This window comes from Duganella sacchari (assembly GCF_900143065.1).
GTDB classification, from domain to species: Bacteria; Pseudomonadota; Gammaproteobacteria; order Burkholderiales; family Burkholderiaceae_D; genus Rugamonas; species Rugamonas sacchari.
Genome location: NZ_FRCX01000001.1, coordinates 757971 through 770096, shown reverse-complemented (window position 1 = coordinate 770096; position 12126 = coordinate 757971). Strand labels below are relative to the sequence as shown.

Here is a 12126-nt window from a genome sequence, read left to right as displayed (position 1 = left end):
CCATGATACCTGCAAAATTGCTTTGCAGAAACCAAAAATCACGTTACGGCTATTGAATTTTCCTATGGCTGCAGGCCCGGAGGTCGAACCGGCAAGCTTGCCGGTTGCGCCACGGGCGGCCGCTGCGACCAGGTGCGCGGCATCAGCCGCGCGCGTTCAATGCCATCCAAAAACAGGTTTTGTACTGGTGTCCCCAAATAAGGGAGGGTCATGGCGATCACCAGCAAACCTACACCCAAAGTAATTGGAAAACCGATGCCAAACAAATTCAACTGCGGCGCTGCGCGGGTCAAGATGCCCAGTGCAACGTTGGTAATCAATAAAGCCGCCACGATGGGCAGCGACAGCTGTACCCCGGTACTGAAGATCCTGCCGCCCCAGTCGGCCAGCTGCTTGAAGCCGCCGCCGTAGATGGGAATGCTGGACACGGGCAACGTGGAAAAACTCTCCACCAGCGTTGACAGCAGTACCAGGTGCGCGTTCACCGCCAGGAAGGCCATGGTCGCCACCAGCGACAGAAACTGGCTGATGGCGGACGAACGGCCTTGCGTGCTCGGGTCAAAAAACGTGGCAAAACCCAGGCCCATGGTCAGACTGGAAATCTCGCCGGCCATTTCCACGGCAGCAAAAATGATGCGGATGCTGAAGCCCATGGCCAGTCCAATCAGCATTTCTTGCAACACGATCAACATGCCAGCCATCGACAACGGGTCGGTGGCCGGCCAGGCCGGCACGGCCGGCGCCACAATCACGGCAATCCCCACGCCCAGACTGACCTTGATGCTGGCCGGAACCGCGCTATTGCCCAGCACCGGCGAGGCGGCAATCAGCGCCAGAATGCGTGTGAGCGGCCACAACAGGCCTGCCACCCACATATTGATATCGGCAGAAGAGACGGTCAGCATAAGGGTCTGTTACATTTCCGTCCGGCATCTTTTTTGTATTGTAGACGAACTATTTATAAAATCGAAAACTGTTACAACTTGATAAAACATTAGCCCACCAGCATCGGGATGCCGTTGAACACTTCGCGCATATAGTCCAGCATGACCGACAGCATCCACGGTCCGGCCACCACCAGCGCGACAAAAATGCCGACCAGCTTGGGGATGAAGGACAGTGTCTGTTCGTTGATCTGGGTGGCCGCCTGGAAAATACTGACGATCAAACCGATAATCAGCGCCACCAGCAGCATGGGCGCGGCGATCATCAGGGTCACCTCCATGGCGTGGCGGCCCATGGTCATCACGCTTTCGGGCGTCATTGCGGTCCTCCTAGTAGAAGCTCTGGGCCAAGGAGCCCAGCAGCAGCTGCCAGCCATCCACCAGCACGAACAGCATCAGCTTGAACGGCAGCGAAATCACGGCTGGCGACATCATCATCATGCCCATCGACATAAGTACAGAGGCGACCACCATGTCGATAATCAGAAATGGAATGAAGATGGCAAAGCCAATCTGGAACGCGGTTTTCAGTTCGCTGGTGACAAAAGCCGGCACCAGGATGCGCAGCGGCACGTCTTCCGGCCCTTGCAGCGCCGGGCTGTGCGACAGTTTGACGAACAGCGCCAGGTCGGCCTGGCGGGTTTGCTTCAACATGAAAGTTTTTAATGGCGCCGCGCCTTTATCGAGCGCTTGCTGCATGGTGAGCTTGTTTTCCTGCAGCGGCAGATAGGCCTCGTTGTAGATCTTGTCAAAGGTTGGGCCCATCACAAACAGCGTCAGGAACAGCGCCAGCCCGACCATCACCTGGTTGGGCGGCGCCGATTGCGTGCCCAGCGCCTGGCGCAGCAGCGACAGCACAATGATGATGCGGGTAAAGCCGGTCATCAGCAGCAGCGCGGCCGGGATGAAGGTCAGCGCCGTCATCAGCAGCATGGTCTGGACCGGCAGCGTGTAGTTGGTGCTGCCGGCCGGACCTGGCGTGGAGGTCAGCGCGGGGATGCCGATGTTGGAGTCGGCGCCGGCGGCCAGCGGCAGCGCCAGTATCGCCAGCAGGAACAGGGTTTTGGCGGCGGCCGGGGCTGCCTTTGCAACGCCTGCGGACAGCTTATTTGCCATGGCGTTTGTCGATAGTTTGTTTGATCCAGTCAGCGAAGTTGGCGGTTGGCAGGCTGGCCTGCGCTGGCGGTTCGCTGTGTTCCTGGCGCGGCATAGTGGCCAGCGCGTTCATGCGGCCGGGCGAGGCGCCCACCACAATCCATTGCTCGCCCACCTCGACCACCAGGATGCGCTCGCGCGTGCCCACGCTCAGCGAGCCGACCAGCTTGACGTTGCTGTTGCCGCCGCCGAAGTTCTTCGGGCCGAAACGCTTGGTCAGCCAGGCCAGGCCCAGCATCAGGCCGATCACAAACAGCAGGGCGACCGAGGTTTGCAGCAGGCTGCCTCCGGTCGAGGTGGTGGACTGCTGCGGTGTCGGGATGGTCATGGCCAGCGCGCTGGGCTGGGCCGGTGCGGGTGCAACGGCGGCGGGCGCGGCCACCGGGGCAGGGCTGTCCGCAGTAGCGGCTGGTGCGGGTGTTTCAGGAGCCGGGGATGGGGCGGCAGCGGCTTGCGCGGCGGCGGACACACCGCCGGCATGGGCGCCGCCAATGGTGCCCGACACAGTACGCTGGGCCATAGCAGGCGCGGCGGCCAAGGCCGCCGCGACGATAAGAGTAGAAATCAGTCCGTGCTTCATTTATTGAGTTTTCGAATACGTTCAGACGGCGTGATGATGTCGGTCAGACGGATACCGAATTTGTCATTCACCACCACCACCTCGCCCTGGGCGATCAGGCAGCCATTGACCAGCACGTCCATGGGCTCGCCGGCCAGGCCGTCCAGTTCGACCACCGAACCCTGCGCCAGTTGCAGCAGGTTCTTGATGGCGATTTTGGTCCGGCCCAGTTCCACCGTCAGCTGGACCGGGATATCGAGGATGAAGTCGATATCATTGTGGGTTTCGGTTTTGCTCGGGGTGCTGGAAAAGTCCTTGAACACGGCGGCGCTGGCCGCTTGCGAAGCCGCCTGCTGTTTTTCCAGCGCGGCGGCTTCCGCCTGCGCCTGCTCGGCGATCGCCGCACCCCATGGATCGTCTTCGTCCAGGGGTTGATCGTCTTGGTTATCCGACATGTTTCTCTCCGGTGTTATTTAAGGTTATCGGCATTGGCCAGCAGTTTCTCGACCTTGAGCGCGTATTGTCCGTTCATGACGCCATAGCTGCAATCCATGACGGGCACGCCGTCCACGGTGGCCGAGATGAATTCCGGGATCGACAGCGGGATGATGTCGCCCACCCGCATGTTCAGGATCTCGTCGAAATTGACCTTGGCCGTGCCCAGCGAGGCCACCACTTCGACCTCGGCAATCTGGATCTGCTGCGTCATCAGGCGGATCCAGCGCTTGTCCACTTCGAGCGCCTCGCCTTGCAGGCTGGAGGTCAGCGAATCGCGGATCGGCTCGATCATCGAGTACGGCATGCAGAAGTGGATCTGGCCCGACACCGAGCCCAGCTCCACGGTAAAGGTGGACGCCACCACCACCTCGTTGGGCGTGGCGATGTTGGCAAACTGCGTATTCATTTCCGAGCGGATGTACTCGAACTCGACCGGGTAGACCGGCTCCCACGACTTGGTGTAGGCCTCGAACACGATGTCGAGGATGCGCAGGATGATGCGCTGCTCGGTCTGGGTAAAGTCACGGCCCTCCACACGGGTGTGGAAACGGCCGTCGCCGCCAAACAGGTTGTCCACCAGCAGGAACACCAGGCCCGGGTCAAACACCATGAGCGCGGTGCCGCGCAGCGGCTTCATGTGCACCAGATTCAGGTTGGTCGGCACCACCAGGTTACGGATGAACTCGGAATACTTGGACACGCGCACCGACCCCACCGACACCTCGGCGCTGCGGCGCAGGAAGTTGAACAGGCCGACGCGCAGCAGACGGGCAAAGCGTTCGTTGATAATTTCCAGCGTCGGCATCCGCCCACGCACGATACGTTCCTGGGTCGCCAGGTTGTAGGTGCGTACTCCCGCGACATCTTCTGCCGCCGCGACGTCGTCCTGGTCGCCGTTGACGCCCTTCAGCAGGGCATCGACTTCTTCCTGGGAGAGAAAATTATCAGCCATGATTCCGCTTATTTTCTACGTGGTTACTGAATGATGAAGGACGTGAACAGCACGTCTTCGACTTCCTGCTGGGCGCCGCGGTCTTCGAACGGCTCCTTCAGGCTTGCAACGATTTCCTTGGCCAGCTGGACCTTGCCTTCTGGCGTGTTGATGTCGGCCGCGTGCTTGCTCGACAGCAGCAGCAACATGCGGCTGCGCACCTTGGCCATATTGTCCTTGATGACCGTGGTCTCTTCCTCGCTTGACACTTCCAGCGTGATGGCCAGTTGCAGATACTGGTCGGCACCGTTTTCGCCAGGCTGCAGATTGACGGTGAACGGTTCGATCGGCACATATTTGGGCGGACCCACGGGTTTCTTGGCCTTTTTCTTCTTGGCCGGCGCTTCGTCATGTTCTTCCGCGTCCGCTTTACCGTGCAGGAAGAACCAGGCCGCGCCGCCACCACCGGCGCCAAGTACCAGCACCAGGGCCAGGATGATGATGATCAGTTTCTTGCTGCCGCCACCGGATGGTGCTGCTTCAACTTTCTGATCGGCTTTCATTTTTGGGTTCGCTTTCAAAATAGCCCTTCATGCAACGGAATGGATCATGCCGTCATTATGTCATTATCGGTTCGCCCTGCGCAGTTGCATCCGCCGAAAAGAAGGGCGTTCACGCAGCTGCTTGACGTTTCCGTAGTGTAACAGACAACAAAACCGGGAGGGCAGGGTGCCGGTCCCGGTTTTGGCGATGAACCTGCCAGGATCAGGCGAAAGTATCAACCGCACCGGCCGGTAAGCGGCGCACGTGTGGCGCGCTGCGGGCGAGGTCGGCCTCATTGCTGGTGTTGCGGCCGTAGCTGCTGCCCGAACCGCTGCCGCCGCCATTGCCGTTGCCGCTGTGCGCGGTGCTGGCTTGCTGGTTGTAGGCACTGTTGTTCTGGTCCGACATGCCGGACGAGACGGTGGCGCTGCCCAGCTGGATACCGGCGTCGCTCATCATCTCTTTGAGCTTGGGCAGGGCCGATTCCAGCGCCTGGCGCACTTCCGGCGCGGCCGAGGTGAAGGTGGCGGTGGCCTGGTCCTTGTTCACGCTCAGCACGACTTGCAGCGGGCCGAGGTCGGGTGGATTCAGTTCCATGGTGGCGCTTTGTTCGCCGCCGGCCGCCATGAAGACGATTTTTTGCCCCAGTTGCTGGTCCCAGGCCTGGCTGCCGACGCGGCTGCTGAGCTTGTCGGTTGGCACGGCGGTGGCTGCTTTGGCGATTTCCTGCGCTGCATGCGAGGCGGTCGGCGCGATGGTGATGCTGGCCTGTTCTTTGAGCGCGGCAGTGGCTTCGGCGTTGGCGGTGCTGCCCGCTTTGGCCGTGGTGGCCAGCTGGGCGGGATCGGCGGCCTGCTGCTGTTGCTGCTGGGTTTGCGACACTTGCGGCTGCGCACTGGCGGCCGGCGCGGCCTTGGTGTCGATGTGGCTGATGGCGTCGGCGCCGGCTTTGGGCGCGGTATCTGCGACTGCCGTGGCGTCCGTGGCGGTATCGGCCACAGGCTGGGTTTCCACCTGGGTGCCGGCGGCTGGCGTAGCGACGGCGATGGCCGGTTTCAGGCTGGCATCGGTCTTGCCGTCGGCAGCGGCCTTGGCGGCAGCGGCTGCGGCCGCAGCGGCGGCATCCGCTGCGGTTTGTGCAGCCGAACCGGCTTTGCCCAGTGCGGTCTTGAAGTCGGCGGTGTCGGCGGCGGCGCTGTGTTGTGCGGCTTTGAGCGCGGCGTCGTCGGCGCCTGTGGTGTCAGCGGCAGCGGCCAGCGCGGCAGCGGCGGCGCTGGCGTCAGCGGTGGCCGAGGCGTCGGCGCCGGCAGCAGCGCTTGCGGCGGCCTGGGCGGCTGCGGCAGCAGCGTCAGCCGCAGCATTGGCGGCCAGTGCCGCAGCGCTGCTGGCGCCTGCAGCGACCGCGACGCCGGCATCAGCGCTGGTTGCGGCGGCAGTTGGCGCCGCTACAGGTGCGGCCGGTTGGTTGAAGGCGGCCACCAGGGCCAGCATGTCGGCTACCGGATCGGCAGCCTGCGCCGATTGTGCATCGCCATTGGCGCTGTCGCTGCTGTCCTTGCTGCTGTCGCTATCGTTGCTGGCGGTTTTGCTCTGGTTCTGTGGGGCTGCTGGCGCCGGAGCGGCTGCCGTGTCCGCTGGCTTGGCGGCGTCAGCCTGGTCGTTTTGCGATGTTGGCTGTTTGACGGGCGCCGCTTGCTGCGGCTTGGCGGCGGTGGCGCGCGAGGCGGTGGCGTTGTCAGCCGAGCGGGTCGGCTGGCTGCTGCGGCCGCGATTGTCCTGGCGCTGGTCCATTTCACGCGACAGCGCCTGCTTGAAGGCGTTGCTGTCGCCGCCGGCGCTGAGGTTCAGGTTGACTTTCGGCGCGGCCACTGCATTGGCGTTCAGGGTAGGAATCTGGAGGTTCGGGGTCTGCATTTTCGCGCCGTATCGGTTAGTTCATCGTTTGTAGTACGCCTGCCTTGCGGCGTGCTCATCCATGGCTTTCTGGTCACGCTTGTTTTCCAGCTTGAGCGCGGCGGCGTCCGCCCGGTCGTTCAGGGTGGAATAGGACATGCGCTTGCGCTCGCTGGTCTGCCAGGCGGTCTTTTCCTGGGTGCTGCGGTATTCGGCGTGCTTGATCATGTCCAGCTGGCCCTTGATCGCGGTTTCCAGCTTTTCAATGAAAGCTACGAAGTTGCGATAAGCCATGGGCGTGATCCCCGCCTGTTGTGCCGCTTCAAAACGCTTGATGTACTCCTCGCGGTAGCTGACCAGCATTTCATGCTTTTGCTTGGCCTCATCCACGGCTTTGAGGGCAACGCCCAGCCGTTTGGCGGCGTCATCCGTCTCGCGCCGCGCCAGGTCCATCAAGGTTTCTAATTGCGCTTTGGAAGCCATGGTGACAATTATAAGTAGCGCGCTAGCGCGTCAATCAGTCGAATAGAGAGGTAAGTTGCCCCAAGCTCTCGCCCATGGTCACCCTTTCGGTGATCTGTTGTTGCAAGAAATTCTCGATGCGGTCGTGCAGCTGGATGGCCTGGTCCAGCACCGGATCGGTGCCGGCGGCATAGGCGCCGACGCTGATCAGGTCGCGGCTGCGCTCGAAACGCGAGAACAGCTGCTTCAGCTGGCGCGCCTTGGTCTGGTGCTCGTGCGAGGTGATCGAGTGCATGGCGCGGCTGATCGATTGTTCAATATCGATGGCCGGGTAGTGGCCCGCTTCGGCCAGACGGCGGTTGAGCACGATGTGGCCGTCCAGAATCGCGCGGGCCGAGTCGGCAATCGGGTCTTGCTGGTCGTCGCCCTCGGTCAGCACGGTGTAGAACGCGGTGATGGAACCACCACCCAGCTCGCCATTGCCGGCGCGCTCGACCAGCACCGGCAGCTTGGCAAACACCGACGGCGGATAGCCCTTGGTGGCGGGCGGCTCGCCGATCGCCAGCGCGATTTCGCGTTGCGCCATGGCGTAGCGGGTCAGCGAGTCCATGATCAGCAGCACGTTCTGGCCCTGGTCGCGGAAGTGCTCGGCAATCGCGGTGCAGTAGGCCGCGCCCTGCAGGCGCATCAGCGGCGGCGTGTCGGCCGGCGCCGCCACCACCACCGAGCGCGCCAGGCCTTCCTCGCCTAAAATCTGCTCGATGAATTCCTTGACCTCGCGGCCCCGTTCGCCGATCAGGCCGACCACGATGACGTCAGCCTCGGTGTAGCGCGCCATCATGCCCAGCAGCACCGACTTGCCGACGCCGGAACCGGCGAACAGGCCCATGCGCTGGCCACGGCCCACGGTCAGCATGGCGTTAATGCAGCGCACGCCCACGTCCAGCGTTTCCACGATGGGCGCGCGGCCCAGCGGATTGGCGGGACGCACGTTGATCGGCGCGCTGTCGCCGGTGTTGAGCGGGCCCTTGCCATCCAGTGGGCGGCCGGCCGCATCCAGCACGCGGCCCAGCAGTTCGGGGCCCACCGGCAGGTGGCGCGCGCGGTCGCTGGGACGGCGGCGCGGATGGGTGACGCTGCCCGGCTTGGGGATCGCCGCCTCGACCGGAAAGACGCGCGTGCCGGGCACCACGCCTTCGACGTCCGACTGCGGCATCAGGAACAGCTTGTCGCCTTCAAAACCAACCACTTCCGCTTCGATCTTGCCGCCGGCCGGCAGCGGCACGGTGCAGGCGGCGCCCACCGCCAGGCGCAGGCCGACCGCTTCCATGACCAGCCCGGCCACCCGCGTGACGCGGCCCGAAACCTGCATGGGCTCGACAAAGCCGACCAGTTCGGCGCAATCGTTGAGATAGGATTTCCAGCGCCCGGCGTGCGGATTAGCGGCGGCGTCCATGATCAGGCCAGCCAGTCCACTTCTTTGCCCAGCGCATGGCTCAGGCGTTGCCAGCGCGCGGCGGCGGTGGCGTCGATCTGGTTGCTGGCGGTATCGACCTTGCAGCCGCCGCGCCCGACTGAGGGGTCTTCCACCACGCGCCAGCCGCCCTTGTCCAGCTCCTCGCCGATGCCGGCGCGCACGGTGGCGGCGTCGTCCGGATGCAGCACCAGCAGGGCCGGCTGCTGCAGCGCCGGCAGGTATTCGATGGCATCGCGCACGATGGGCAGGATCAGCTCCGGCTTGACCGGTAGCGCGTTTTTCAGCATGCCCTTGGCCAGTTGCAGGGCCAGCTCGAGCACATCGTTGGAGATCAACTGGTCGGCGTCCTGCAGCGCGCTGCTGAAGCTGTCGGCCAGCGCACGCACGTGTTGCAGCTCTTCCTTGGTGGCTTGCAGGCCGGCTTCGATGGCTTCGGCACGGCCCACTTCCAGTCCTTCCGCATAGCCGTCCTGGCGGGCGTCTTCGCGGATCTGCTCCAGCTCTTCAACGGTGGGGTAGGCGATGGGCGGCGGCAGTGGCGGCCCCATTTCCATCTGTTCCTGCTGCGCGGCCAGGGCGTCCTGCACGCGCTGTTCGGCTTCGATGCGCGCGTCTTCGGCATCGCGTTCGCGCTGTTCCGCTTCGCGCAGCGCCACCATGCTGGGTCGCTCGTCGCCAAACGAGGTCATTTCCCAGCGCTGGAATGCCGGCTGCTGCTCTTTTGTATGAATGACCATTAAACGAACGAATCCTCACCTTTGCCACCGAGCACGATCTGGCCTTCGTCGGCAAGACGGCGCACGATTTGCAGAATTTGTTTTTGCTGGGTTTCCACTTCCGACAGGCGCACCGGACCTTTGGACTCGAGGTCTTCGCGCATCATTTCCGAAGCACGCGCCGACATGTTCTTGAAGATCTTGTCGCGCAGCTCCTGCGAGGCGCCCTTGAGCGCGATAATCAGCATCTCCGACTGCACTTCGCGCAGCAGCAGCTGGATGCCGCGGTCGTCGATATCGATCAGGTTGTCGAACACGAACATCTCGTCCATGATCTTCTGCGCCATATCGTTGTCGTAGTTCTTGATGTTGTCCATCACCGAGCTTTCCTGCTCGCCGCTCATGAAGTTGAGGATCTCGGCCGCAGCACGCACGCCGCCCAGCGTGGATTTCTTGATGTTTTCGTTACCCGACAACAGCTTGGTCAGCACGTCGTTGAGTTCGCGCAGCGCGGCCGGCTGCACGCCATCCAGCGTGGCGATCCGCAGCACCACGTCGTTGCGCAGACGGTCGGTAAAGTTGCCGAGGATTTCGCAGGCCTGGTCGCGCTCCAGGTGGACCAGGATGGTGGCAATGATCTGCGGGTGTTCGTTGCGGATCAGCTCGGCCACGGATTGCGAATCCATCCACTTCAGCGATTCGATGCCGGACGCGTCCTTGCCGCCCAGAATCCGCGACAGCAGCACGGAGGCCTTGTCGTCGCCGAGCGCCTTGGTCAGCACCTGGCGGATGTATTCGTCGGAGTCGAGGCCCACGGTCGAGGCGGCCGCGACCATGTCGCGGAAATTGTCGAGCGTGCCGACGACTTCTTCGTGCGGCACGTTTTTCATGGTGGCCATGGCCGCGCCCAGCTTGAGCACTTCGCGCGGGCCGAGGAATTTCATGACCTCGGCAGCCTCGGTTTCGCCCATCGCCAGCATCAGGATGGCGGCTTTTTGCAGTCCGGTATTCTCAGTCATTTGCGCCTATCCAATCCTTGATCACGTTGGCCACAATGCGGGGGTCTTCGACTGCCAGTTTCTTGGCCATGGCCAGATTTTCGCGGTAGCCGCGGGCAGTATTTTCTTCCATTTTGCGCAAGGCCTCTTCGGCGATGAGCGCTTCGTCGGGTCCCTCTTCGATCTCTTCTTCCGGCACTTCCGGTTCCGGCTCCGGTGCATTGATCTCGTCGATTTTCTTGAACACCGGACGCATCATCGGACGCACGATGCGCAGCACGATGTAGAGCAGGATCAGGGCGGTAATCAGGAATTTTGCCAGATCCTTGGCCAATGGCAAGTTGGCAGGATCTTTCCACCATTCCGGCGGCGCCTCGTAGGGTTTGTCGACGCCATCGAATGGCGAGTTGGCCACGCTGATGGCGTCGCCACGGTCCTGGTTGTAGCCCATGGCCTGTTTGACCAGATCATTGATCTTGGCCATCTCTTCAGGAGTATAGGCTTTTACCGATACTTTGCCGTTCTTATCGATGATGCGCTTATAGTTGACCACCACTGCCACGGTCATGCGGCGCAGGCCGCCCATGCCGCGTTGCTCGTAACGCACAGTTTTATCGACTTCGTAATTGGTAGTCGATTCCTTGTGGCTAGGGCTGGCGCTGGCGCCGGTGGCCGGTACCGCGCCGGGCGGCGTGCCGGGCGCCGGGGCGTTGGGGCCGTTGGCCTGGGCGGTCTGGTTCAGCGGCGCAGTCGCGGTGCCGGGCGGCTGGTTGGACAGCGCGCCGGGTATCCCGCCCGGATTGGCGTTGCCGCCGCCACCACTGGTTTCGCTGCTCTGCTGGCTGCGGATGGCCGAGGCGGCCGGCGGCGAGTTGGGCTTGTAGTTTTCAGACGCCTGCTCGATCTGGGCAAAGTCCACATCGGCCACCGCTTCGGCGCGCACATTGCCTTCACCGACGATAGGGATGACGATGGATTCAACCTGCTTGATCACCTGCGCCTGCAGGTCTTTGACGTATTTGAGCTGCTGCTCGTCAAGCTTGGCGTTGACACCGTTGCCAGGCTTGTTCTGGTCGGAAATCAGATTGCCGGCCTGGTCCACCACGCTGACGTTGGACGGCAGCAATTCCGGCACAGCGGACGCCACCAGGTGCACGATGGCGCCGGTTTGCTGCTGGTCCAGCATGCGGTTGGGGTGCAGCGTGACAATCACCGAGGCGGTGGGTTTCTGCTGGTCGCGCACGAACACCGAGGGTTTTGGCAATGCCAGGTGGACGCGCGCGTTCTCGACCGGCGCCAGCGACATGATGGAACGGGCCAGCTCGCCTTCGAGCGCGCGCTGGTAGTTGACCTGCTCGGCAAACTGGGACACGCCGAGCTTCTGGTTTTCCATGAGCTCGAAGCCGACGTTGCCGCCTTTGGGCAGCCCTTGCGCAGCCAGCTTGAGGCGGATGTCATGCACCTGCTCGGCCGGCACCAGGATGGCGGTGCCATTGTCCGAGAACTTGTGCTTGACGTTCATCTTGTCCAGCTCAGCCGTGATGGCGCCGCCGTCGCGGTCGGTGTAGTTGGAGAACAGCACCGCGTATTCGGGCGGCTTGTTCCACAGGTACAGCCCCAGCAGAACGGCCACGATCGCGGCGGCGCCTGCGGCACGCAGGAAATTCCGCCCCATCGGCGTCTGGATGAAGGGCAGCTTCTCGGCGCCGTCGTCTGCTGCGCCGGCTGCTGTGTCGTTGTCGATTTCTTCCGCTACGGCCATGATGGTGAGGTCCCGAATGAGGGTTCTATAAGGAATACGGCCATTATTGCTTGTAATCTGGAAATTCAATACCCGGAACAGCGCGCTGTTTACGGTCCTGCTCCTGCCAGTCGGCTGGTGCCTGACTTGGTAATCTGTCAGCACTGATAAAGCCGTGCGTCATTGTAACGCCAGGCTAGCCTATGCCG

At 62.7% G+C, this 12126-nt stretch carries 13 protein-coding genes; all 13 read right to left on the bottom strand.

Annotated features, from left to right (window positions below; genetic code table 11):
- Positions 1–62: 62 nt before the first annotated feature.
- Complete coding sequence (gene fliR / locus BUA36_RS03635; RefSeq protein WP_072781399.1) at positions 63–905, bottom strand: flagellar biosynthetic protein FliR; 843 nt, start codon at positions 903–905, stop codon at positions 63–65.
- A gap of 89 nt (positions 906–994) precedes the next feature.
- The gene (gene fliQ / locus BUA36_RS03630; protein ID WP_072781397.1) at positions 995–1264 is read right to left on the bottom strand and encodes a flagellar biosynthesis protein FliQ; all 270 of its coding nucleotides are present in this window, start codon (positions 1262–1264) and stop codon (positions 995–997) included.
- 10 nt (positions 1265–1274) lie between these two features.
- The gene (fliP, locus tag BUA36_RS03625; RefSeq protein WP_072781395.1) at positions 1275–2060 is read right to left on the bottom strand and encodes a flagellar type III secretion system pore protein FliP; all 786 of its coding nucleotides are present in this window, start codon (positions 2058–2060) and stop codon (positions 1275–1277) included.
- Entirely contained in the window at positions 2050–2679 is a 630-nt protein-coding gene (gene fliO, locus BUA36_RS03620; protein ID WP_229255595.1) for a flagellar biosynthetic protein FliO, read from the bottom strand. The genes fliP and fliO overlap by 11 nt, the downstream gene beginning before the upstream one ends.
- Positions 2676–3113: a flagellar motor switch protein FliN gene (gene fliN, locus BUA36_RS03615; protein ID WP_072781393.1), complete on the bottom strand. Its 438-nt coding sequence runs from the start codon at positions 3111–3113 to the stop codon at positions 2676–2678. Before fliN ends, fliO begins: the two co-directional genes overlap by 4 nt.
- A gap of 14 nt (positions 3114–3127) precedes the next feature.
- Entirely contained in the window at positions 3128–4108 is a 981-nt protein-coding gene (gene fliM, locus BUA36_RS03610; protein WP_072781391.1) for a flagellar motor switch protein FliM, read from the bottom strand.
- Positions 4109–4131: 23 nt separating this feature from the next.
- Positions 4132–4650: a flagellar basal body-associated protein FliL gene (fliL, locus tag BUA36_RS03605; RefSeq protein WP_072781390.1), complete on the bottom strand. Its 519-nt coding sequence runs from the start codon at positions 4648–4650 to the stop codon at positions 4132–4134.
- A 202-nt stretch (positions 4651–4852) separates the two neighbouring features.
- A complete protein-coding gene (locus BUA36_RS03600) occupies positions 4853–6544 on the bottom strand; it encodes a flagellar hook-length control protein FliK (protein ID WP_084559965.1) in 1692 nt (563 codons plus the stop codon).
- A 21-nt stretch (positions 6545–6565) separates the two neighbouring features.
- Positions 6566–7006, bottom strand: a complete 441-nt coding sequence (gene fliJ, locus BUA36_RS03595) for a flagellar export protein FliJ (protein WP_072781388.1) — start codon at positions 7004–7006, stop codon at positions 6566–6568.
- Positions 7007–7040: 34 nt separating this feature from the next.
- Positions 7041–8441: a flagellar protein export ATPase FliI gene (gene fliI, locus BUA36_RS03590; RefSeq protein ID WP_072781386.1), complete on the bottom strand. Its 1401-nt coding sequence runs from the start codon at positions 8439–8441 to the stop codon at positions 7041–7043.
- Between the two features lie 2 nt (positions 8442–8443).
- Positions 8444–9199 carry a flagellar assembly protein FliH gene (locus BUA36_RS03585; protein ID WP_072781384.1) on the bottom strand — a complete coding sequence of 252 codons (756 nt, stop codon included), beginning with the start codon at positions 9197–9199 and terminating at the stop codon, positions 8444–8446.
- On the bottom strand, positions 9199–10197 hold the full coding sequence (gene fliG / locus BUA36_RS03580) for a flagellar motor switch protein FliG (protein ID WP_072781382.1): 999 nt from the start codon (positions 10195–10197) through the stop codon (positions 9199–9201). Before fliG ends, BUA36_RS03585 begins: the two co-directional genes overlap by 1 nt.
- A complete protein-coding gene (gene fliF, locus BUA36_RS03575; protein WP_072781381.1) occupies positions 10190–11938 on the bottom strand; it encodes a flagellar basal-body MS-ring/collar protein FliF in 1749 nt (582 codons plus the stop codon). The genes fliG and fliF overlap by 8 nt, the downstream gene beginning before the upstream one ends.
- Positions 11939–12126: the final 188 nt, after the last annotated feature.

Coding starts and splice junctions, on each gene's coding strand:
- fliM (WP_072781391.1), bottom strand. CDS start 4,108: ATGGCTGATAATTTTCTCTCCCAGGAAGAAGTCGATGCCCTGCTGAAG.
- BUA36_RS03600 (WP_084559965.1), bottom strand. CDS start 6,544: ATGCAGACCCCGAACCTCCAGATTCCTACCCTGAACGCCAATGCAGTG.
- fliL (WP_072781390.1), bottom strand. CDS start 4,650: ATGAAAGCCGATCAGAAAGTTGAAGCAGCACCATCCGGTGGCGGCAGC.
- fliG (WP_072781382.1), bottom strand. CDS start 10,197: ATGACTGAGAATACCGGACTGCAAAAAGCCGCCATCCTGATGCTGGCG.
- fliO (WP_229255595.1), bottom strand. CDS start 2,679: ATGAAGCACGGACTGATTTCTACTCTTATCGTCGCGGCGGCCTTGGCC.
- fliQ (WP_072781397.1), bottom strand. CDS start 1,264: ATGACGCCCGAAAGCGTGATGACCATGGGCCGCCACGCCATGGAGGTG.
- fliJ (WP_072781388.1), bottom strand. CDS start 7,006: ATGGCTTCCAAAGCGCAATTAGAAACCTTGATGGACCTGGCGCGGCGC.
- fliP (WP_072781395.1), bottom strand. CDS start 2,060: ATGGCAAATAAGCTGTCCGCAGGCGTTGCAAAGGCAGCCCCGGCCGCC.
- fliI (WP_072781386.1), bottom strand. CDS start 8,441: ATGGACGCCGCCGCTAATCCGCACGCCGGGCGCTGGAAATCCTATCTC.
- fliF (WP_072781381.1), bottom strand. CDS start 11,938: ATGGCCGTAGCGGAAGAAATCGACAACGACACAGCAGCCGGCGCAGCA.
- fliN (WP_072781393.1), bottom strand. CDS start 3,113: ATGTCGGATAACCAAGACGATCAACCCCTGGACGAAGACGATCCATGG.
- fliR (WP_072781399.1), bottom strand. CDS start 905: ATGCTGACCGTCTCTTCTGCCGATATCAATATGTGGGTGGCAGGCCTG.
- BUA36_RS03585 (WP_072781384.1), bottom strand. CDS start 9,199: ATGGTCATTCATACAAAAGAGCAGCAGCCGGCATTCCAGCGCTGGGAA.